The organism is Alcanivorax sp. S6407 (assembly GCF_023016115.1).
Taxonomy (GTDB): domain Bacteria; phylum Pseudomonadota; class Gammaproteobacteria; order Pseudomonadales; family Alcanivoracaceae; genus Alcanivorax.
Genome location: NZ_JALKBH010000004.1, coordinates 516,386 through 537,978, shown reverse-complemented (window position 1 = coordinate 537,978; position 21,593 = coordinate 516,386). Strand labels below are relative to the sequence as shown.

At 61.5% G+C, this 21,593-nt stretch carries 16 protein-coding genes; 5 read left to right on the top strand and 11 right to left on the bottom strand.

The features are described 5' to 3' along the window. Positions 1–76 precede the first annotated feature (76 nt). The 5 genes from MWU49_RS12155 to MWU49_RS12135 are packed head-to-tail and all read left to right on the top strand — an operon-like array spanning position 77 to position 5,766. Positions 77–2,080, top strand: a complete 2,004-nt coding sequence (locus tag MWU49_RS12155; protein WP_246972671.1) for a hypothetical protein — start codon at positions 77–79, stop codon at positions 2,078–2,080. Continuing rightward, a complete protein-coding gene (locus MWU49_RS12150) occupies positions 2,077–3,234 on the top strand; it encodes a hypothetical protein (protein WP_246972669.1) in 1,158 nt (385 codons plus the stop codon). The genes MWU49_RS12155 and MWU49_RS12150 overlap by 4 nt, the downstream gene beginning before the upstream one ends. After that, a complete protein-coding gene (locus MWU49_RS12145; protein ID WP_246972667.1) occupies positions 3,231–3,833 on the top strand; it encodes a sigma-70 family RNA polymerase sigma factor in 603 nt (200 codons plus the stop codon). The genes MWU49_RS12150 and MWU49_RS12145 overlap by 4 nt, the downstream gene beginning before the upstream one ends. 17 nt (positions 3,834–3,850) lie before the next feature. Continuing rightward, positions 3,851–4,423, top strand: coding sequence for a zf-HC2 domain-containing protein (locus tag MWU49_RS12140; protein ID WP_246972665.1), 573 nt, complete (start codon positions 3,851–3,853; stop codon positions 4,421–4,423). 20 nt (positions 4,424–4,443) lie between these two features. Next, the gene (locus MWU49_RS12135) at positions 4,444–5,766 is read left to right on the top strand and encodes a S8 family serine peptidase (protein ID WP_246972663.1); all 1,323 of its coding nucleotides are present in this window, start codon (positions 4,444–4,446) and stop codon (positions 5,764–5,766) included. Here the strand turns inward: MWU49_RS12135 and MWU49_RS12130 are convergent. The 11 genes from MWU49_RS12130 to MWU49_RS12080 all read right to left on the bottom strand — a co-directional run bounded on the left by MWU49_RS12130 (position 5,753) and on the right by MWU49_RS12080 (position 21,501). Then, positions 5,753–6,415 (bottom strand): YoaK family protein, encoded by a 663-nt coding sequence (locus tag MWU49_RS12130; RefSeq protein ID WP_246972661.1) that lies wholly within the window; start codon positions 6,413–6,415, stop codon positions 5,753–5,755. The genes MWU49_RS12135 and MWU49_RS12130 overlap by 14 nt on opposite strands. A 150-nt stretch (positions 6,416–6,565) precedes the next feature. Beyond that, entirely contained in the window at positions 6,566–7,114 is a 549-nt protein-coding gene (gene gloA / locus MWU49_RS12125) for a lactoylglutathione lyase (RefSeq protein ID WP_246972659.1), read from the bottom strand. A 442-nt stretch (positions 7,115–7,556) separates the two neighbouring features. After that, positions 7,557–8,516, bottom strand: coding sequence for a slipin family protein (locus MWU49_RS12120; protein ID WP_246972657.1), 960 nt, complete (start codon positions 8,514–8,516; stop codon positions 7,557–7,559). A 28-nt stretch (positions 8,517–8,544) separates the two neighbouring features. Next, a complete protein-coding gene (locus MWU49_RS12115; protein ID WP_246972654.1) occupies positions 8,545–8,994 on the bottom strand; it encodes an NfeD family protein in 450 nt (149 codons plus the stop codon). Between the two features lie 375 nt (positions 8,995–9,369). Then, entirely contained in the window at positions 9,370–9,858 is a 489-nt protein-coding gene (locus MWU49_RS12110) for a peptidylprolyl isomerase (RefSeq protein WP_246972651.1), read from the bottom strand. A gap of 251 nt (positions 9,859–10,109) precedes the next feature. Further along, a complete protein-coding gene (locus MWU49_RS12105) occupies positions 10,110–10,637 on the bottom strand; it encodes a cytochrome b (protein WP_246972648.1) in 528 nt (175 codons plus the stop codon). A gap of 52 nt (positions 10,638–10,689) precedes the next feature. Beyond that, positions 10,690–11,700 (bottom strand): lysophospholipid acyltransferase family protein, encoded by a 1,011-nt coding sequence (locus MWU49_RS12100; RefSeq protein WP_246972646.1) that lies wholly within the window; start codon positions 11,698–11,700, stop codon positions 10,690–10,692. 11 nt (positions 11,701–11,711) lie between these two features. Beyond that, positions 11,712–12,704, bottom strand: coding sequence for an MBL fold metallo-hydrolase (locus tag MWU49_RS12095; protein WP_246972644.1), 993 nt, complete (start codon positions 12,702–12,704; stop codon positions 11,712–11,714). Further along, a complete protein-coding gene (locus MWU49_RS12090; protein WP_246972641.1) occupies positions 12,701–13,150 on the bottom strand; it encodes a chemotaxis protein CheW in 450 nt (149 codons plus the stop codon). Before MWU49_RS12090 ends, MWU49_RS12095 begins: the two co-directional genes overlap by 4 nt. 45 nt (positions 13,151–13,195) lie before the next feature. Beyond that, complete coding sequence (locus MWU49_RS12085) at positions 13,196–14,227, bottom strand: chemotaxis protein CheB (protein WP_246972638.1); 1,032 nt, start codon at positions 14,225–14,227, stop codon at positions 13,196–13,198. After that, complete coding sequence (locus tag MWU49_RS12080; protein ID WP_246972635.1) at positions 14,224–21,501, bottom strand: Hpt domain-containing protein; 7,278 nt, start codon at positions 21,499–21,501, stop codon at positions 14,224–14,226. Before MWU49_RS12080 ends, MWU49_RS12085 begins: the two co-directional genes overlap by 4 nt. Between the last annotated feature and the right edge of the window lie 92 nt (positions 21,502–21,593).

The following is a 21,593-nucleotide window of genomic DNA, read 5'->3' as shown; positions in this document are numbered from 1 at the left end:
TTGGGGGATGCAGCCGGAGGCCGGATGGATTGGCCCGGCCGTTTCAATGCGCATGCATTGCGAAGTAGAGAAAGCCATGGAAAGGAAACAATCAGGGTTGCGTCGGTATGGGTGGCTGGCAGGCTGGCTGCTGACCGCCAGCGTTAGCGCGAGTGCATCAGTGGAATTGCTGATGACGCAACCGGTTACTGCCAACAGCGAGATCACCGTGTTGCTGCCTGAATCAGCGGCGGCAAATTCACAATGGTTGCTTGAGCTGAACGATACTGATGTGTCTTCCCTGCTGGATGCTTCCGAGCCTGGAAAGCTGCACCTGATTCCCCCCTCTGCCCTGCCCACCGGCGATCATCAGCTGCGTCTGGTGGAGATGACGGCCGCGGGGGATCTGCGTGAGCATGGTGTCTGGACGTTTACTGTGCGGCATTCGGAGCGCTTTCGCGAAGCGGGTGTTAACTCGCGTCTGGATGTGACCGTCAGTGAGCGTCTTGATGACGACAATCTTCCCGAGCCATTACCGGATTCCACGGTGGTGGAGGGCGGTTTGCGCGTGGGGGCGACGGCGGCGGATGGCCAGTGGCGCAGCAGTGCGGTAGTGGAAGCCCTGGGCAGCAGTCGTGATCCGCTGGAAGGCACGGGTCGTGATGGCCTGTCGCTGGGCTATGTGCATGTGCAGGGGGAGCATGGCCCCTGGCAATGGACCGCCGGTGACCAGATTCCCCTGTCTTCCCGGTTACTCATGGAGCCGGTGCTGCGCCGGGGGCTGTCCGCAGGGCTGAGCAGCGAGCCGCTGGATGTGACGATCTGGTCGTTGCGCACCCCGGCACCGGGTGGTGGCAGCGCCCTGTGGACCCGCGAACCGGAGCGGCGCAGTGATGGCGCGTCCCTGACCCATCGTCCATTCGCCGATGCGCCGCAGCAACTCAGTGTCACCGTGAGCTGGCTGCAGGGTGAAGGTCCCAGCGGCAATGGAGAATTCGGTAGCGGGGTGCTGTCCGATCCGGAAAGTCGTGCCGGTGAAGTGAGCAGTGTGGCGCTGCAAAGCTGGCTGTTTGATGAGCATGTCCACTGGCAGGGAGAATACGCCTGGTCCAGTCGGGAAAGTGATACGGACAGTCTGTCGCCGGGTCCGGCACTGGAGGAACAACGGGACGAGGCCTGGGATACCCGCCTGACCTGGTATCCGCTGAGGAACTGGAAACTGATCGGCCAGCCGGTGGCCCTGAGCACCGGTATCGAGCGCCGCGAAGTGGGTGCCGCCTTCTACAGTCCCACCAATCCCCAGATGCTGGCGGACCGCAGTGTGCTGGGGGGCTATGGTTCCCTGTTCTGGGCCGGGCTATCCCTGCAGGCCTATCTGGGCACCCAGGATGACAATGTGGATGACAACCCGTTGTTGCCGGTAACGGAGCTGGAACAGCAAAGCTACAGCCTGGGTTATGCCCCGCTGCTCAATGGCAATGGCTGGCTGGGGCAACCGGCGCTCAATCTGAGCTGGCAGGACACCGATCAGGACGTCAGCCGGGCGGCGGCGCTGCTCGACGAAGGCGATCTGTACCGTAACCGGCAAATGACCGCGTCACTGGCGGTACAGTATCCGCGCTGGTCCTGGGATCTGGCCCACAGCCGTGGCCGGGATCGCAGCGAGCAGAGCGTCCTGTCCGATCTGGAAACCGAATTGTCGCAATTGAGTGTGCGTTTGCCGGTGGGCCAGCGGCTCACCCTGGAACCCTATGGCCAGCGGGCAGAATCCATGAACCGTTTGCTGCCCGACGACGACTCAACCCTGAGCCAGGCGGGCATGACACTGGGTATGCAGTGGAGCCGCCGGGTGTGGTCCAGCCTCACCTATACCTGGGGCCGGCTGGAACAGGGCGGTGAAGACAGCCAGCGTCTGGATGACGTGCAGGGCAGTGTGAACTGGCAATGGCGGCAGCCCCGTGGCTGGGTGCCCGGCGTCAGCCTGAACCTGGGCGGCCAGTATTATCGCCAGCCCGTGCTGGATGCGCTGGCCCGTGAGAATCAGTGGCAGGTGTTTGCCGGTGTCACCGCCAGCTGGGCCCGGACAGGAGTGCAGCCATGAAATCGATAGTGACCCTGATGATGCTGTTGGGGCTGGCCTGTGGGATGGCCCGGGCGGATGTACTGAGTGCGTCGGTGAACCCGGCCAGCCAGGGGGTTGCGCTGGGCCGGCAGGCACTGGTGTCGCTGAACTGGCAGGCGGTGCGCGATGAAACCAATTGCCTGGGAACCGTCACCTCCGCGTCCGTGGAAATTCGTGCCGGCCAGATTAACGGCCCCTTGCTACGCACCCTGCCGCGACGCTTGTCGCGCTCCATTGCCTGTAACCCCACCTTCGGCACCCGCACCTTTTCCTTTGCCGATACATTGAGCATTCCCTCCACCGTTAGCGAACAGGCCCTGCAGCTCGGCAGTGACAGGCTGGTGCTGGTGCGTACCTTCACTGATGGCTTGTCCGGCAGCAGTGCGGCGGCCACCCTGGCATTACGCTCCCCCGCCGCGGCGGGATTTTCCCTGACCGCCATCCAGCTGCAGCTGGCCCGCGGTGGTGCTGAGCGGGTGATCGAGCAGGGAGAAGCGGTGTCGGCCCATGCCACTTTCTACTACACCGGCAGTGGCCTGTTGCAAGGCCAGTGGGAGCTGGCTTCACCGCCGGGCAGCGCCGGGGTGCCCCTGTTCCGGCCGTTGCGTCAGGTACAGCAATTACTTCCCGCCGGTGGCCAGGCGAACCTGCAGGCTCCCCCCTTGCCCAGCGATATCCCCGGGCTGTATCTGCTGCGCTTCCGGCCACGCAGCACCAGCCCAGAGGCGACTCTTCCGGTGCTGCAATATCAGGTGATCACCAGTGCCAGCGGTCCTGCCGGCTGGGAGGATATTCTCTTGCAGGGCCCGGCAAGGGGTGCGGTGATGCAGGATGACACGCCATTCCAGTGGCAGCCGGTTGCAGCGGCCACCAGCTATCGGCTCAGTTTCTACGCCACCACCGGCAGTGGTTTGCCACGTCTGGATGGCGGCCTGGCGGTGCCGTTACAACCTGGTGGCGATGGGCCTGTGGCCGCGCAGTGGTTGTCAGCAAGCCAGACCAGCGCACAGCCGGGACCGCTGATGTGGGAGAAACTGTCCACGCCGGGGACTTATCTCTGGCGTGTGGAAGCTCTGGATGCCCTTGGCCAGTTGGTTGGCGTGAGTGAATGGCGGGAGGTACAACGCCCATGACCGATTCCGTAGCAGAAGAACAGGCGTTATTGCAGGCTGTGGCTGACGGGGATCAGCGCGCCCTTCAGACCCTGTACCGGCGCTGGCAGCCGCGTCTGCAGTATTACGTACAATCCCGGCTGGGTGGCGATGCCGCCGCCGCCCAGGATGTGGTGCACGAAGTGATGCTGGATGTGTGGCGCCAGGCGGGCCGCTTCGAGGGCCGCTCCAAGCCACTCACCTGGGCCATGTCCATGGCCCACAACAAGCTGGTGGATTACCTGCGCAAATGGAGTCGCGAAGACAGTCATGACAATGTGCCGGAACCGGAGGATCACGAAGAGGGTGATACCGCTGCGGCGATTCAGGGCAGTCAGGAAGCAGCCTATCTGCATCACTGCATTCGTCAGTTGCCGGATGGCCAGCGTGATGCCATCCAGCTGGCGTTCTTTGACGACATGGCCTATCCCGATATTGCCGAGGTGATCGACTGTCCGCTGGGGACGGTGAAGACACGCATCTTTCACGCCAGGGCACAGCTAAAGCGTTGTCTGTCGGCCCTGATGAAAGGGCTGTGCAGTCTCGATGAACCGGATGGCTGTTCGCCACGACCTAGCTGACAGAACGGGAGAATGACATGAAACATCCTGATGACGATCTGCCAGCCTTTGTGAATGGCACCCTGCCCGCCAGTGACCGCGAGGCCATTCAGGCACACCTGGCCGGTTGTGAGCAATGCCGGGAAGAGGTGCACTGGCTGGCCACCTTGCGCGAGCAGATGCAGAACGACCCATTGCCGGCGGTGAACGAGATGGGGATGGCACGGCTGATGAAAGCCGTCCGCGATGAAGAGAAACAGACTGCGACGAGCGCACCGGGCTGGTGGCGCGGAGCACTGGCGGCTGCCGTGCTGGTGGTAGTAGCCCAGTTCGGGGTGATTACCTCGCAGTGGCAACAGGAGACGGTTTACCGTCCACTGGGAGAAACCGTGGAGGACGCACGGATTCAGGTGCGCTTTGTGGAGACCGCCAGCGAAGCGCAGATTCGCGAGCTGCTGGACCGCGTGGAAGGGCAGATAGTGGCTGGTCCCAGTGCCCTGGGCTTATACCTGATTGCGGTGCCCGAAGGCGCTTCTGTTGAGCAAGCGGCCACCACCTTGCGGTCGGCGGAGGGCATTGTCGAGCAAGCCATGGTGGAGTCGGCAGAGTGACTACCCATCGGGAGATGAGGATGCTGGCACTGCTGCTGGGAGTGCTCTGTCCTGCCTGGGGGCTGGCGGCAGACCCTACCCACGGCCCGATACCTGGCACGGCACCGGCTCCTTCAGGGGCTACGACGGAGCCCACCGGTTCGTCGACCTCTCGCCCTTCCAGTGCGCCTTTAAGGGCGACCACTACCGTACCCTCAAGGGAGGCCACGGTCAGTGGAGAAGGGTCGCGGCCAGAGCCGCCCGTCGGCACGCCAACGCTGGCACCGGTTCGTGGCCATCCCCTGTCGATCCCGCAGCAACCGCTTCCCCCTTCCCTGTCCCGCGCTACCGAAACCGAACTGGTGCTGGTAACCACCAGCATGGACGCCGCGAAAGCCGTGGCGGCAAGGGCCGCCGGTTATCGCTGGCGGCTACGTCAGCGCCGCACCCTGGAGAATCTGGGCTGGGTAATGAGCGTGTTTCTCGCCCGCGACAGTCGCGAGCTGGACAGCCAGCTCAGCGCACTCAAGGCACAGGTGCCTGAGTTGCTGGTGGATGAAAATCATCGTTACCGGCTGCAGGGCAAGGGGGTTACCTACGGCCAGCAACAGATCGGCTGGCAGGTGAACCAGGATTGCGGCAAGGACGCCGTGCTCGGGCAGCTGGATTCCGGGGTGGATACCAGCCACCCGGTATTGCAGGGGGCGGCGCTGCAGCAACGTTCGTTTCTGCCAGCCGGGGTGGCTGAAGCCCCGCGAGACCATGGCACTGCCGGCGCGGCCCTGTTGCTTGGCAATGGAACCAACAATGTGAAGGGGCTGCTCCCCAAGGCCAGCCTGTATGCGGCAGGGGTGTTTCGGCAAGGCGTGGGTGGCGCGGAAACCGACAGTGCCTTGTTACTGGAAGGGCTCGACTGGCTGGCGGGTGTGCCGGTGCCCGTAGTGGCCATGAGCCTTGGCGGCCCACGCAATCAGGTGCTGGAAGTGGTCATCCGGCAACTGCACCAGCGCGGGGTGCGCTTCGCTGCCGCGGTTGGAAACGATGGCAAGCGGTCATCGCCACAGTGGCCGGCGGCGCAACCGGAAGTGATGGCGGTGACAGCGGTGGATGCGAGAAAGCGTCTCTATCGCAAGGCCAACCGTGGCGAGGCCGTGGATATCGCTGCACCAGGGGTGGAGTTGTGGACGGCAAAGGCAGATGGGCAGTATGGCTACATGACCGGCACCTCTTTCGCGGTGCCCTTTGTGGCGGCGGCGCTTTCCGTAGCGGACACAGACAGCATCCTGCAACACAGCGAAGATCTTGGTGAGCCCGGCAAGGACGATCAATTCGGTGTGGGCTTGTTGAAAGCTAGCTGCCTTTAGTGCGGCTGTAACCCCAGTAGATGACTGCCAGCATGGCTGCCAGCGTTGCCGGTGCCAGCAAGGCAGCAAAATGCAGCCAGCGGAACAGCACGGTGCCGACCACGCCGCCGCAGATAAACCCGGCGATCAGTAGCAGGAACAGCAGCAGGCGCCGGGTATCCAGCGCAATGCCGCGCAGCCAGTTGCCCAGCATGATACCCAGATCGGTAAAGATCCCCGACAGGTGCGTAGTACGAATGATGGAGCCGCTGTAAGTGGTCACCATGGCGTTCTGCAGGCCACAGGCCATGGACGCCAGATAGATGCCCAGATCACTACCCTGCTGCAGGGCCAGCATGGCCAGGGTCAACAGTACGGCCTCAATGAGCAGGGAAAACCCGTAGTGTCGCCCCAGCTTCAGGGCGGTGCTGGTAATCAGCATGCCACTGAGCGCCGCGCCAGCGAGAAAGCTGAGTAAGGTGAGTAACAGATGCAGGGCAACAGACAGATCCAGATCCGCCAACGCCAGGCCCAGCAGCGAGGAGGTGCCAGTGAGGTGCGATACCGATTGGTGGCTGAACCCCAGCAGGCCCACCGCGTTGACGCTGCCGGCGAGAAAGGCGAGCAGGAATGCCCCGACTTCTACCCAGGGCGGTAAACGTGTGAGCACCACATTCCCCCAATGTCTGATGATCAAAACCGCAGTCTAGCACGGGGTATCGCTGGCTAATCCTGAAAAGCATGGCGGAGATGCCTTGCAGGCATTGCCGCCCTACGGTTTTATCATTGGCGTCAGGCGTCAGGCGTCAGGCGTCAGGCGTCAGGCGTCAGCTTGCTGTTTTTCCAACATGTTGGCCTGCAGGATTTCGATCCAGTAACCGTCCGGATCCTTGATGAAGGCCAGGCCTTTCATGTTGCCGTCATCGGGTCGCTTCACGAAGGTCACGCCCAGTTCCTCGAAACGTTCTGCCGCGGCGTAGACATCCGGTACGGTGATGCCGATATGGCCAAAGCCCTGGGGCTGGGCATTGCCGTCGTGGTAGCTGAAATCTGCATCGTCTTCGGTGCCCCAGTTATGGGTCAGCTCGAGCATGGCTTCGCGGCCGAAAGTGTAGGTGAGACGCTTTACATCATCTTCCGGCACCTGGCTGGCTTCCTCGTCGTTCAGGTAGGCGAGAAAGTAGAGGCTGAATTTCATCTCCGGAAAATCCAGCTTGCGCACCAGGCGCATGCCCAGCACCCGGGTATAGAAATCGAGACTGCGGGTCGGCTCCTTGATACGCAGCATGGTCTGGTTGAACAGAAAATCGTTGGTCGCCGCATCGGGCTGTTCGCAGAGGCCGTCGGCCTGTTCAAAATGACGGGACATGGGAGCTCCTGAGGCTTTCGGGAAGGGAGCGTCAGGATATGGGGATGTGAGGGGCGGATTGCAAGAGCGGAGCAAGGACCGAGATGCGTCGCTACGAAGCTGCTGTAGGAGTACCTCTTGAGGTGCGAACCGTGCGAAGCACGGAATCGACCGAAGGGCGATCATGGCCTATCAGGGCTCCCTGACATCTGGATAGGGCTATTCAGGAAAGTCTTGTTGTAGCGCATGACGAATTTCCTCGCCAAGGCTCGGATTCGCACCTCAAGAGGTGCTCCTACCGGTGCGAAAGGGAGAGTTTCGATTCGCGAGTTACGAAGATCAAAACCCGATGGATCTGAGGGTTGGTCTTCGCAACTCGTAACTCGTTACTCGCGTCTGCCTTGGGGAGCTCGTTGTCGCTCGGATTCGCACCTCAAGCTGAGCTCCCGCCAGCAGGCGTTCTTCAGCCCGGGGTGTTGTCCACGGTCTTGAGTACTTTCTGCAGGCCGGCCACGGCACCACCGATATCGCTGAGGCCGTTGGGTAGCAGCATGGTGGTGGATTCCTTGGCGACTTTCTCGAAAGCGGCCACGTACTGTTCGGCGATACGCAGGCTGACAGCTTCCTGACCGCCCTCTTCCTTCACGGCGCGAGCTACCATGTTCAGACCCTTGGCGGTGGCCAGAGCGACCAGTTCGATCTGCTTGGCGCGACCTTCCGCTTCGTTGATCTGCTTCATCTTTTCACCTTCGGAGATATTGATCATCTCCTGCTTTTCACCTTCCGAACGGTTGATCGCCGCCTGGCGGTCACCCTCGGAACGGTTGATGGCGGCCTGACGTTCACCCTCGGACTCGGCGACCACGGCGCGACGTTCACGCTCGGCGCGAACCTGTTTCTCCATGGCATCCTTGATGGACACGGGCAGGTTGATGTCGGCCACTTCGTAACGCAGTACCTTCACACCCCAGGGCTGGGCAGCTTCGTCCACCGCCTGTACCACTTCCATGTTGATATCGCCGCGTTCCTCGAAGGTCTTGTCGAGATCGATTTTACCAATCACGGAACGCAGGGTGGTCTGGGCCAGCTGCTGGGCAGCCATGACATAGTCATCAACGCCGTAGCTGGCGGCCTTGGGGTCTACCACTTGCAGGTACATGACACCGTCGATGGAGACTTCGATATTGTCCTTGGTGATACAGCTCTGGCGCGGCACATCACGGACGATTTCTTTCAGGGAGTGCTTGTAGGCGACGCGGTCGATAAAGGGCATCAGGAAGTGCATGCCGGCATCCAGTGAGGTCTGGTATTTGCCCAGACGTTCTACCACGTACACCTGGCGCTGGGGCACAATGCGGATGACCATGAACAGCAGCACGACGGCGCCCAGTGCAAACAGTCCGGAAATAATTAATCCTGCCATGGGGAAAGCTTCCTTGTTGTGAGGTAAATCAGGAGGAGGTGTTGGTCCAGGGCTCTACGGTGAGCCACAGGCCTTCATGCTGGGTGATGCGCACCATCTGGCCCGCTTCCAGCGGCTGGCTGCTCTGGGCCTGCCAGCGGGCACCGCGATAGTTGACGGTACCGGTGCCATCCTTGAAAGGCTCAGCGACGGTGGCGCGCTGGCCGATCAGGCCGGCACTGTCTTCATTGCCTTCGGTTTCCCGTTCCTTGCCCATCAATTTGTCGCTGAAGTAGCGGCGCACGAAGATCAGGGACATAAGGCTGAGCACGGCGAAAAGGGTCAGCTCCCAGGTGGTGTCATCCAGCAGGCCAAGGAACTTGAGGCTGCCGACAATCAGGGCGGCGATACCAAAGAAAATCACCACCAGCCCGGAGACCACAAACTCCCCGATGACCAGTACCAACCCGGCAATAATCCAGTAACTGTATTCCGGCATTCCTGTGCCCTCGTCTCATGCTTTTGGGCTAGTAGACTAGCACAAATCCGCTGGCATGCAGCACGCATCACGCAACAACGCGGGAGGTGTTACCTGGGCAGAAAGTTGAGCGTCCGCGGAGAAATGTCAGATGAACAGCAAGGCCCCGTTCGCGAAGTCGCTGTAGGAGCTTGCCTGCAAGCGATTCGAGCCTTGGCGAGGTAAGGATTCCAGAGGAGCGAGTTATGAGTTTCGAGTTACGAAAAGCGGAAACAGTGCGCCCGGTTTTGCCTTTCTCAACTCGAAACTGATTTTCAGCAAGTTCGCGGAGCAGGCTTTGCTGATCCCGGGGCCTGTTCCGCGTTGTTGCGTGCCGCGTGATGCGTGAAGCGGATCTTAATGCGAATGCCCGCCTACCCCGTGGGCATGCTTGTGGGCGATCTCTTCTTCGCTGGCGTCACGGATATCGGTGATGTCGACCACGAAGCGCAGGGCCTTGCCGGCCAGGGGATGGTTGGCATCCACGTCTACAGTCTTGAGGCCCACTTTCAGTACGGTCAGCATGCGCGGCCCTTCGTCGGTGCTGACAGTGACCACCTTGCCCGGGGTCAGTTTGCCGGCGTGCTTCAGGTATTTGCGGGAGATACGCTGGAACTGGGTGTTGTCGTACTCGCCGTAGGCATCCTTGGCTTCAATGGTGACATCCACCTGCTCACCGCTGCTTTTACCTTCCAGCGCGCTTTCCAGGCCGGCAATGATGTTGTTGTAGCCGTGCAGGTAGGCCATGGGCTCGCCGGTGCTCTGGGAGTTTTCGATCTCGCTGCCGTCCTCGGCATTGAACAGCTGGTAATGCAGGGTGACGACCTTGCCTTTCTCGATGGTCATGGGGATCTCCGGATGCGGGCCTGATGGCGTTGCTCAACAATGGCGAAGCATTGTGCCGCTCCCATCCGGCAGGGGCAATGGTTTGATGGGACGCTGAACGCCTGAGGCCAGAGGCCTGACGAAAGGCGAATAACCTCCTCTTTGCTTTGTCTAGAGGGCTTCCCGATAGAGAGGGCCGGTAAGGTGAAGTCAACAGCCCCAAGGATGCGAGGTTTTATGCGTCAGGCTTCAGGCGTCCAGCATCAGGCCTGTCATAGCATCCGCCGCAGGGTGTCGTCCTTGTCGATGAAGTGATGCCAGAGGGCGCCTGCCACGTGGATAACCACCAGCGTCAGAAGTGCCGTCCACAGAAAGTCCTTGTGAATCCAGGCTGCCTGTTTGGCCAGGTCGGTGTTGATGGCGGTGATCTGGGGCAGTTTGAACAGCCAGAACAGCTCGGTGTCCTTGCCCGCCAGCTGGCGCATGCCCATGCCGGTCAGCGGCATGGCCAGGATCACCAGATAGAGCAACCCATGGACGGCTTTTGAGGCCAGCGCCTGCCAGGGGGAGGCGATCAGCGCTGGACGGGCATATCGGGCGCGCCCATAAAGTCGCAGTACCAGCGTCAACAACAGGGTAAAGCCCACAGTGAAGTGGAGCAGCTCCCACCACTCTCGCCAGGGATCGCCTTTGGCAAACTCCTCGTGCAGTTCAACGGCGGCCCAGGCGGTGATGATCAGGGCCAGCGTCAGCCAGTGCAGGCCCTTGTGCAGTGGGTGCCAGCTTGCCGGTGTCGTCATGTCAGTGTCCCTTCAATTTTCCGCATCTTCCATGATGCAGATTAAGGCAACATTAAGGTGGTGTGCCTTGATGATGATCAGCATCGGGGTGCAACCCCAATGCCTTGCGATCCTTGCCGGCAGCCACGTCGTTCAGCAGGCGCCGGGACTGGCGATACCAGTTACGGCGGCCATCGCGGCTCCACTTGAAGCGTTTGTAGGTCCACTGATACTGGGTCAGGTTGCGCTCTATGCAGCGCTGCAGGCCGGCGTTCATTTCGGTGAGGATCTCGGTGCAATCACTGGCCTGCTCGATGGCCGGGGCCGGTTCGAAATGTACATGGATGTCTTTTACGCCACCTTCGCCACGGTTACAGGAAACGATGAACACATGGGGGCGGTAACGCTGTACCAGCTTGTCGATCAGTGCCGGGGTGGGCACGTCATAGCCGAAGAACGGCACGCTGGGATTGCTGCGGTTACCGGGGTTGTGATCAGACAGGATGCCCAGGGTGCCGCCATTCTTCATGGCGGCCAGCGCCTGTTTCACCCCCTGGCTGTTGGTGGGGATCAGCACTGAGCCGGTACGCTCGCGGGCAGCCTTGACCATGGCATCCATCAGGGTGGCCGGGTGCGGCTGGTACATGATCAGGGTCTTTCCTGCCTCGGTCTTGTTGCCCAGATACAGGTTGCTGATTTCCCAGCTGCCCTGATGCAGCGACAGCAGCAGTACCGGCTTGTCACTGGCAGTAGCTTCAAGAAAGGCGGCCTCTCCGTGCAGGTGGGTGACCCGGGACAGGGTTTCTTCCACTGGACGGTGCCAGACATGGCTGAATTCCGTCAGGGTGCGGCCCAGTTCGGCCATGCTTTTGCGGCCGATGCGTTTGGCCTCGGCCAGGCTCATGTCCGGGTGGGTCGCCAGCAGGTTGATCAGCACCACGCGGTAGGCGCTGGCATAGCGCAGCGGCACAAAGGTGATCAGGGTGGCGATAAAGGCGCCGAAGGCGGTCACCAGAGGGAGCGGTAACCACGCCAGCAGGCGGACCAACAGCCACATTTGGCGACCCTGGGATTGTTTGCTCATGATCGTTGTTGTTAATCCTGCTGCAGGATCAGGGTTTCGCCATGTTGGGGAACACGAAACTGATCCGGATGAATCGAATGGCTTTCCAGGGCCAGTGCCAGCGCCTTGGGCGGCGCATCCATGGGCTCATCGGTAAGCACGAAGGTGCCCCAGTGCATGGCCACCGACTGCCGGGCCTGGATATCCTTGTGGATATGCACCGCTTCCGCCGGGTTGATATGCACCGGCGACATGAACCAGCGTGGTTCGTAGGCACCGATGGGTAGCAGGGCCAGATCCACCGGACCAAATATCTCACCGATCTCACCAAACAGCGGGGCATAACCCGTATCGCCGGCAAAATACAGCGAGAAGTCGGGAAATTCCAGACGCCAGCTGCACCACTGGCTGCGATTATGGTCACCGGGGCCGCGGCCGCTGAAGTGCTGTGCCGGCAGACAGAAGGCTTCCACCTGACCATGGAATTCGCTCTGCCACCAGCCCAGCTGGATAATACGCTCCACCCCCAGCTTACGCAGCCAACGGGCTACCCCCTGGGGCACAAACCAGAGAATATCCTTGCCGAAGCGGGCTTGCAGTTGCTTCACCGAAGCCTTGTCCAGATGGTCGTAGTGATTGTGGGATACCAGCACCGCATTGATGGGTGGCAGTTCATCGATGGTCAGCGCCGGTGGCACCGCCCGTTTCGGCCCGGCAAAGGTAAATGGCGAACAACGCTCGGAAAATACCGGGTCGGTGAGCAGGTTCCAGCCCTTGTACTGAAACAGGAAGGTGGAATGGCCGATCCAGGTCAATTGCGGCTCGGGGCCCGGGTGGTTCACTCGTGCCGGATCCGGGCTCTGCTGCGGGAAGGAAAGATGTCGCGGAAACTGGCCGCGGCTATCCCATTGCCAGCGCAGGAACTCGCGCAGGCCATGATGGGGCGTGTCGTAGAGATTACGGTATACGCCCGGGGTGTCAGGCTGTTCTGCTGCCAGCTTGGCAAGGCGCTCCCGGTCGATCATGTCTGCAGGCCGGACACCGCGCCTTCGATGGCATCCAGATCGGGAATCACGGCCAGGTCCCCGGCCACCTGGATGTACATGGATTCAGCCGGGCCGGTATCCACCGGTTCTTCCACCGGATCATCCTTGCCGACCTTGAGCAGCCGCGGGATCCCCTGCACGATCACCGCATAGAAGGGGCGTTTGCCGGCAACGGTGTTGAGCACCGCGATACGGGCATCCTGGCCGATGGTGATCTGTCCGGATTCATTGAGGCGCTCGAAGGACACCAGCGGAATGTTCTGATCGCGCCAGCTGAGCCAGCCCAGCAGCCATTCCGGGCCATGCCCGGGACGGTCCGGCTGGCGCAGGGGAATGACCTCGGCCACCACAATGTTGGGTACCAGCCAGGGGCGACCCTGCATGGGGATCAGCAGACTGGAAATTTCCGTTGGCAAACTGCTCATAATCAACCTCAAATGTAAGCCGGACCTTGGTGGTGCAAGCCCTCGTCAGGCGTCAGGCGTCAGGCTTTCGGCGTTGTTCAATTCTCTTCTTACCTGTTCCACCAGCTGCTGCGCAAGCTGTTCAGGAGAACCGCTAAAGGTGACGCAGCCGGTTTCCCGCACCGAGTCAGGCTGGCTGCTGCAGGCACAGGTGTCGCTGCTCTGGGCCCACACCGGCCGGCCACTGGCAGCCAGTTTGGGGGCGGCGATGGCGCCGTCGTTACCCATTCCGGAAAACAGGATGGCCCCACTTGCCTGTTCACCCAGGCCATCGCTGACATTCTGGATGACCTGATCAATGGACGGGGCATAGGGGCCTTCCCAATCCTGGCCGGTGGACTGGATGCGGCCGTCATGGCGAAAGCTGATAGCGTATTCCACCGGTGCAATGGCCAGTTCGCCGTGGCGAAGTGATTCGCCATCCACGCCCACCTTGCAGCGAGTGTGATTGTCACGACTGAGTACACCGCACAGGGTGTCCAGAAAACTGCCGTCGATATGCTGTGCCAGTACAAAAGCCACCGGCAGTTTGTCCGGCAGACAATCGAGAAAATCCTTCACCGCGGCGGGGCCGCCCAGACTGGCGCCCAGTACCCAGACGCGCTGGGGACGGTTGGCCGGCAGAATGGCCTGAAATTCACGGGGTTCAGGGATACGCGCTTTGGGGGCGCGCTGGGGAATGATGTCGAGACGTTCCTGCAGCTGGGGCTTGCCGATATAGTCCACCAGCTTGGTCACCAGGCGACGTTCCCAGCGTGGGTAGTGGGCGTCGGTGCGTGACGGTGCCTGACCATCGCAGAACAGGATCGGCGCGCTGGCTTCTTCCAGCAGGGTGTCGAGAAAGTCCTGCCAGCGATCCTCGCTGGACAGGTCCACCACCCACAGATCCAGCGCATTTTCCGCGAACCAGCGCGGTTCCAGATTGCCCGGCTCGGTGTTGACCACCACCTGATAACCCTGCCCTTTCACCGCGCTGGAGAGCAGATGTCCCTGCAGTGTGCTATCGGCGATCACGCCGACGCGGGCCGTTGTGGTCATCCCTGGGTCGTTTCCTGCAGCTCGCCCAGCAATTCACGGATGGTGGACAGCAGTTCGTTCTCCTGGAAGGGCTTGCCCATGTAGCAATTCACGCCGATATCGAAGGCCCGGTCGCGGTGCTTCTCGCCGGTGCGCGAGGTAATCATGATGATCGGCACATCCTTCAGGCGGCTGTCGTGGCGCACGTGGGTGGCCACTTCGAAGCCGTCCATGCGCGGCATTTCGATATCCAGCAGCATGAGATCGGGGCGGAAGTCTTCCAGCTTGGCGATGGCATCCATCCCGTCCTTGGCAGTGACGACTTCGTAGCCGTTGCGCTCCAGCAGGCGGGTAGTCACCTTCCGTACGGTTACCGAGTCGTCCGTTACCATCACCAGCGGGGTATCGCGCTTCGGCATGGCCGGCTCTTCCGGCAGCTTGGGCGTTTCCACGGCGGCCTCTTCCACCGGCAGGGTGGGCACCTGGACGTGGGCGGCACGGATCAGGGAGTGGATATCGAGAATGATCACCACGGAACCATCCCCGAGGATGGTGGCACCACTGATACCGGCCACACTGGCCAGCTGCGGGCCGACAGACTTCACTACCACCTCGCGGGAGCCGACCAGGTCGTCTACCACGATGGCGACGGTATGCTCGGCACTGCGGATCAGCAGCACCGGCATGGGTGTGCTCTGGTTTTCCAGATACGGGGCGCGGATGCCGTGGACAAAGTTGCCCAGGTACTCCAGCTCGTAATCCTGACCCACGTAGGTGTAAACCGGGTTTTCTTCACTGAAGTAGTGCTGCAGCTCGAAGGGGCTGATACGCACGATACCTTCGATCTGGTTCAGCGGAATGGCATAGCTGTCTTCGCCGGCCTTCACCATCAGGGCGCGGTTCATGGCCAGAGTGAATGGCAGGCGAATGATAAAGCGGGTGCCCTGTCCCTTGTGGGAATCGATGGTCACCGAGCCACCCATCTGCTTGATCTCGCTGGCTACCACGTCCATGCCCACGCCACGGCCGGAAATCTGGGTCACGGCGGCGGCGGTGGAGAAACCGGCATGGAAGATGAATTGCTGAATGTCCTGCTCGGAAAGCTGGGCGTCTTCAGTGATCAGGCCGCGCTCGATGGCCTTCTTTCGTACCGCGTCGGTGTCGATGCCCTTGCCGTCGTCGGACAGGGTGATGACCACCTCGCCCCCTTCACGGCCCAGTTCCAGATTGATGCGACCGGTGCTGTCCTTGCCTGCACTCTGGCGGCCTTCGCTGGTTTCGATACCGTGGTCCACCGCGTTACGCAGCATGTGCTCCAGTGGCGCTACCACACGCTCCATCAGGGAGCGGTCCAGTTCGCCTTCCGGGTTGAGCACATCGAAATCGACTCGCTTGCCCACTTCGCCGGAGATCTGCCGCACGATACGACGCAGACGTGGCACCAGACGGGTGAACGGCACCATGCGGGTACGCATGAGCTTTTCCTGCAGCTCGGTGTTGATCCGTGATTGCTGCAGCAACAGGGTTTCCGTGTCCTTGGTACGGTCCAGCAGGGTGTTCTTCAAATCCAGCAAGTCAGACGCCGATTCCGACAGCTGCTTGGTGATCTGGTGGAGTTCGGAGTACTGGTCCATTTCCAGTGGATCGAAATCCTCGTCGAATTCCCCGCGATCCACGCCCTGCTGGTAGTTGGACATGATCTGCGCTTCGGTTTCCGAATCGAGACGACGCAACTGTTCGTAGAGACGTTGAATGGTGTTACCCATTTCCTCTACGTTGAAGGTGAATTCGGTGAGCCCCTGCTCCACCCGGCCGCGGTTGATGGAGGTTTCCCCGGCCAGGTTTACCAGCGCTTCCAGCACATCGGCGCCCACCCGCACCATTTCCTGGGGCTGGGCCTGATTCTGGCGTTGGCGACGGTCATCCTGTTTCGGTTGCTGCTCGGGCTGTGCTGCCGGCATCAACTCGCCACTGACCGCTTCCGGCTCGGCCACAGGGGCCGGTTTGGCTGCCTGATTGGCGCGCGCTCCCCTGGCCACGGTTTCCATGCCCTTGCTGATCTGGTCGTGCCAGTCGAGCATGGGCTGGAAATCTTCCTGGGCGGGTGCGCCGGTGCGCTTTTCCAGCTCAATCAGGTAGGTTTCGAAATCGTGGCTGATGTCTCCCAGCTGCTTCAGGCCGGCAAGACGGGCACCGCCCTTGAGGGTATGCAGGGCGCGCTTGATGTCGTCGACAAACTCGCGGCTTTCCGGGTGGTCTTTCCAGGAACTAAGGTTGCCATCGATGATTTCCGACAGCTCTTCGGATTCTTCCAGGAAAATTTCCAAAATTTCCGGATCGGTATCCGGCTGCCAATTATCGTCGGCAGGATCGCTGGTGCCCAGGGAGACTTCGGCTGCCGGGGTGCTGGCTTCCGGTTCCGCTACGGGCGCGGTCTCTACGGCGGCAGCTGGCGCTTCGACCGGTGCCGCAGCAGACAAGGCAGGCAGGGTAAAGCCTGCCGGATCGGCCACATAGCCATGGATGGACTGAATCAGTTCGTCACCGCCGGGCAGCGGCTGGTTGCCTCGCAGGGCTTCGACCATCTCGGCCAACCGGTCGTGGCAGCGGTGCAGCAAGTCAAACAGTGTCGGTGCAACGGTCAGTTGGCTCTGGGCCAGCCCTTCATAAAGGGTTTCCAGCTCATGGCCCAGGTCACCCAATTCGGCTACCTCGGCCATCCGCGCGCCACCCTTAAGGGTGTGCAGGTCACGCTGCAGTGACTGTAGTTCGATCAGGTTGTCCTGCTCGCCGATCCACAGCTCCAGGCTGTTCCCCGCAGATTCGAGAATCTCGTCAGCTTCTTCCAGGAAGATCTCAACCAGTTCCGGGTCGCGCTCCGGTTGAGGGGGTGCCTCGGCAACGGGCGCGTCCTCAACCGCAACGGGCGTGGGGCTGAGCGGTTCCGGTTCCGGCTCGGGTGCCGGGGTCTGCGGCAGGCTGGTGTTGGCGGCTGGTTCGCCCTTGATGTACGCCTGAATGGCGCTGACCAGTTCCGGAGCGGCCTGTGGGCTGCTCTCGGCGCGCAGCGCATCAATCATGTCCGCCAGGCTGTCATGACAGCGGTGCAGCAGGCTGAACAAGTCGTTGTTGGCCTGCAGCTGGCCGGCATTGTAGCCTTCGTAGAGATTTTCCAGCTCGTGGGCCAGGTCTCCGACCGGGGCTACGCCTGCCATGCGCGCACCGCCCTTGAGGGTGTGCAGATCCCGCTGCAGGCTGTCCACATTGCTGCTGTCGCCCTGCTCCCACTGGTCCAGAGCATTGCTGGCGGTTTCCAGAATCTCTTCGGCTTCTTCCAGGAACAGGGAAACCAGCTCCGGATCAAGATGCGCCTGGTAGTCGCCAATGTTGTCGGCGGGCGACTCCGGCTGAATGTCGATCTGTTCGACCTGGCTGTCGCCGGCGTCGGACATTTCAAGAGGCGCGGGCTTGCCACCGTTCGGGCCATCATCATCCGGGCCGTCTTCGGTCAGTTCACGCAGGGAATCCACCAGCCCCAGTTCCGGGCGGACTGTCTGGCCGGCGGCCAGGCAATCCATCATGTTCATCAGGGCGTCCTGGCCTTCGCTGACCATGCCGAACAGCACATCACTATAGGCAAGCTGGCGGTTTTCCACCGCGCTGTAGGTATTGGCCAGGGCCTGGGCCAGCTGATGAATTTCGGTCAGCCCGGCGGTGGCGGCACTGTTGGCCAGCAGGTTCAGTTCATCACGCAGCCGCACCAGTTCTTCGGTCTGGTCCGGGTGCTGGGCCCACTGGGCCAGCAGTTGCTCGGCATCCACGATCAGATCCATGCCCTCGGAGAGGAACACGGAGAGAATGTGCGGATCGGTATTCGGTGCCGGGTCGTCGTTGTCGGTCAGGCCGTCCCGTTGTTGTTGCAGTGCCACAATCAACGGTTCGGCACCGGGCAGGTGAGCCTGGTCGAGACCGTTCAGATTGTTCTCGATCAGCTCACAGGCCTGGCGAACCAGATCCGCCTGCTCGGTGGTGGCACGGCGGTTATTGCTGATCAGGTCGCGGATCAGTTTCTCAGCGGGCTCGGCCACTTCCGCCACGGCTTCGATTTCGGCCATGCGTGCACTGCCCTTGAGGGTGTGCAGGGCGCGATGCACTTCATCATCCACGTCGTGTTCGGACAGGTCGCTGTCCAGGCTCTGCAGCCAGTTGCTGACCAGATCCAGGTTGCGGCGGGCCTCACTGGCGAAGATTTCGCGCAGCACCGGATCAGGGGCGTCGCTGTTGTCGTCTTCGCTGGACAGATCGGGGATGTCAGCCAGATCATCGCTGGCATCCAAGGCTTCCACAGCGATGGATTCGCTGGTGGCGTCATCACCATCGTCATCCAAGGCCAGGGCAGTGATCTCGAGGGTGTCATCCTCGCCACTGGCGTCATCCTCCGGCATCTCGAAGGTGATGCTGTCTTCCTGCAGGTCGTCTTCGCTATCGAAGGCTTCCAGGGTGATCTCGTCCTCGGCATCTTCCCAGCTCACTGCGGGGCTGCTGGTATCTTCTGCCTCATCGGCGTCAGGCAGGCTGTCCAGAGTGAGCGTGTCTTTGCTCTGTGCCTCGTCACCTTCAGATTCAGCCTCACCTTCAACCTCATCATCACTGGCGGCGAGTGTGTCGATCTCGATGTCGGCCGGAATCTCTTCTGCGGCTTCGGCGCTGACCTCGACGACTTCCTCACCGTGATCAGCGTTATCCAGGTCGGGACTGTCGCTGGTCACGTCCGGGATGGCATCAATCTGCCCACCGGCGGCCAGGGTATCGGCGGCGTCGGCCAGCGGCTGCGGGTTGAACGGATCCGGCTGGCGGGTGCAGAAGGCATCTACCAATGGCTGGATATGGTTACGAACCGTCTGCACCAGCTCGATCAGCATCGGCGTCGGGGTGATGGTCTTGTCGATCACCCGGTTCATCATGTTTTCCACAGACCAGGCCAGCTCGCCTACGGTCAGGGCGCCGACCATGCGGCCGGAGCCTTTCAGGGTGTGGAATGCACGGCGGAATTCAGTCAGGGACTCTTCGTCGCTGGTATTGGCGGCCCAGCGGGGAAAGTATTCGTCCAGCGCTTCCAGCACTTCGCCGGCTTCTTCCTGGAAGATCTCGATGATCTCGTCATCGATCAGATCGTCTTCCTCTTCCTCCACCGGCGCTGCGGCAACAGGAGCGGGATCAGGGGTTTCTGTAGGTGCGGGCGCTTCGTGGCTGTCGTCTTCGCTTTCTGCGCTGGCCACGACTTCGGGTTCTGGCTCCGGTTCCTGTTCGGGCTCGGCGTCCAGGGTAATGCTGCCCTCGCTTTCAGGGAGGTCTGCAGAGGGTTCGATTTCCTCGGGCTCGACAGCATCGGCGTCGCTGTCGGCGTCTGCCGATTCATCGGTTGCGACCGCGTCTTCTGCGGCGGTGACTTCCGCTTCCTCTGCCACCTCCGGGGTTGCCGGTTCGAGGCTCAGCTCTGTGACAGTGTCGGCTTCGGTCGCCTCGGTGCCCGGTTCTTCCACGGCCACATCGGCATTCAGCTCGATGCGCTCCACCTCGACACCACTGTCAAAATCGCTTTCGGCATCCAGGGGATAGCCCAGGGCTTCCACACTGGAGCGGGCCAGCTGCAGGATATCGTCACTGGTTTCCGGATCGTCACTAAGACGTTCCAGATAATATTCCACTGAGGTGATGGCATCCGCCAGGGTGTCCATGCTGCGCCAGTCAGGCTTGGGCTGATCGGCTTCCAGCAGCTGTTCTTCGATGTAGCGTACGCACTGGCGCAGGATCACGGCGGGACGGTTGAGCTGGATCACTTCCAGACCGCCGCGTACCGCGTTGAGCCGTTCCGGAACCGGTGCCAGATGGTCGGCGCTCCACTGCGAGGCAATGAATTCGACGATCCCGTCCTTGGCTTCTTCCAGGCCGGCACGGCACTCGCGCAATACCGCATCCATGGCCTGACCAACGTGACCCGGCATGGTGGCCGGTTCACTGCCGCCTCCACCGCCGCCATGACGGTCGTTTCCGGTGAGCCCGGCCAGGGTGGCTTCCACGTAAAGCAGCGCGCCGGCGATATCCATCAGCAGGTCACGGTCGGCGGGACGTTTGCCGCCAACAATGTCTTCCATCACGCCGAGCTGTTCTTCCACCAGTTTGCGGGGCTGGCCGAGGCCGAGCACGGCTACGGTATCGGCCACCTGCTTGAGGGTCACGGTCTGTGGCTGCAGCTGGCTGGCATCCTGCTCGCCGTTGTGGACGAAGGTTTCCAGTGCGTCCTTGACAGTGGTGATCTCTTCGGAAAGCGCCATCACCACAGAGTTCATGGCTTCGGCATCCGGGCCGGTCATGCGCTCGCGTTCGGCGGTGACCAGGTCATCAGAAGGCAGTGCATCCTCAAGGCGGAATCGGGCCTTCACATCCTTGATGCGCGGGCTTTCCACTTCGGCCTTGGCGACGTAGTACAGCAGGTTCTTGAGCAGGTCGGTGGGGGCCGGCTCATTGAGGCTGGCGGCGCCGTTGGTGGTCAGTTCACGCAGGGTGCGGTCCACCTGGCCGAGCATCATTTTTACCGAGGTGCCGAGCACGATGGCGTCTTCGGCGAGACCTTCCACCAGGGCGTTGCTGATGCTCCACAGCGGTGCCCGGGGGGCATCGCCGGTGACCTGTTCCAGCTTGGTGAAGACCTTGGCCATGTAGCCCAGGTTTTCGCCCATGCGATCGTTGCGCAGTACGCCCAACAGGGCGATCTGGAACATCTGCCGGATCTTCTTTGCCAGAGCAGCAAAGCGGGGGTCGTTAAGAAGGGCTGGTGGGATCTGGCCACGACCGGTGGCGTCGGTAAGATCCGGTTTGAACAGGGAGGTTTCGGAGAGCAGTGATTCGCCACGGGCGGCACGCAGGTCATTGAGCAGCGGCAGCAGCACTACCGGCAGATCGCGTCGGTTGCTGGCGACACGGTCCAGATAGGGTGGCAGCTGCAGCAGGGCACGCATGAGCGTTTCCTGGCCATCGGCCACATTGCCGACACGGCCTTCCAGCAGGGCCTGGGCGAGCTTTTCCATTTCTTCGGCGAGCAGGGCTGCACCGTAGAATTCGACCATCTGCAAGGTGCCATACACCTGATGCAGGTGCGCCTGGCAAAAACGCATACGGGTGGCGTCGTTCGGGTTTTCCACGAACGCTTCCAGAGCCTGCTGCGCCTGGTTCAGGGTCTCCTGGATTTCCCCGCGAACCCAGTCCAGAGCCAGATAGTCGTGACGGTCACTCATGACGTCTCCTGTCATACATCAACCTGCCTTCTTTGTCGGGCAGGAATAAATACGCAACACGTAACATGTAGCAGGCTGCGGGCTGATCAGGG

Coding starts and splice junctions, on each gene's coding strand:
- MWU49_RS12100 (WP_246972646.1), bottom strand. CDS start 11,700: ATGAGCAAACAATCCCAGGGTCGCCAAATGTGGCTGTTGGTCCGCCTG.
- MWU49_RS12080 (WP_246972635.1), bottom strand. CDS start 21,501: ATGAGTGACCGTCACGACTATCTGGCTCTGGACTGGGTTCGCGGGGAA.
- MWU49_RS12140 (WP_246972665.1), top strand. CDS start 3,851: ATGAAACATCCTGATGACGATCTGCCAGCCTTTGTGAATGGCACCCTG.
- MWU49_RS12105 (WP_246972648.1), bottom strand. CDS start 10,637: ATGACGACACCGGCAAGCTGGCACCCACTGCACAAGGGCCTGCACTGG.
- MWU49_RS12155 (WP_246972671.1), top strand. CDS start 77: ATGGAAAGGAAACAATCAGGGTTGCGTCGGTATGGGTGGCTGGCAGGC.
- MWU49_RS12090 (WP_246972641.1), bottom strand. CDS start 13,150: ATGAGCAGTTTGCCAACGGAAATTTCCAGTCTGCTGATCCCCATGCAG.
- MWU49_RS12110 (WP_246972651.1), bottom strand. CDS start 9,858: ATGACCATCGAGAAAGGCAAGGTCGTCACCCTGCATTACCAGCTGTTC.
- MWU49_RS12085 (WP_246972638.1), bottom strand. CDS start 14,227: ATGACCACAACGGCCCGCGTCGGCGTGATCGCCGATAGCACACTGCAG.
- MWU49_RS12095 (WP_246972644.1), bottom strand. CDS start 12,704: ATGATCGACCGGGAGCGCCTTGCCAAGCTGGCAGCAGAACAGCCTGAC.
- MWU49_RS12115 (WP_246972654.1), bottom strand. CDS start 8,994: ATGCCGGAATACAGTTACTGGATTATTGCCGGGTTGGTACTGGTCATC.
- MWU49_RS12135 (WP_246972663.1), top strand. CDS start 4,444: ATGCTGGCACTGCTGCTGGGAGTGCTCTGTCCTGCCTGGGGGCTGGCG.
- MWU49_RS12145 (WP_246972667.1), top strand. CDS start 3,231: ATGACCGATTCCGTAGCAGAAGAACAGGCGTTATTGCAGGCTGTGGCT.
- MWU49_RS12120 (WP_246972657.1), bottom strand. CDS start 8,516: ATGGCAGGATTAATTATTTCCGGACTGTTTGCACTGGGCGCCGTCGTG.
- MWU49_RS12150 (WP_246972669.1), top strand. CDS start 2,077: ATGAAATCGATAGTGACCCTGATGATGCTGTTGGGGCTGGCCTGTGGG.
- gloA (WP_246972659.1), bottom strand. CDS start 7,114: ATGTCCCGTCATTTTGAACAGGCCGACGGCCTCTGCGAACAGCCCGAT.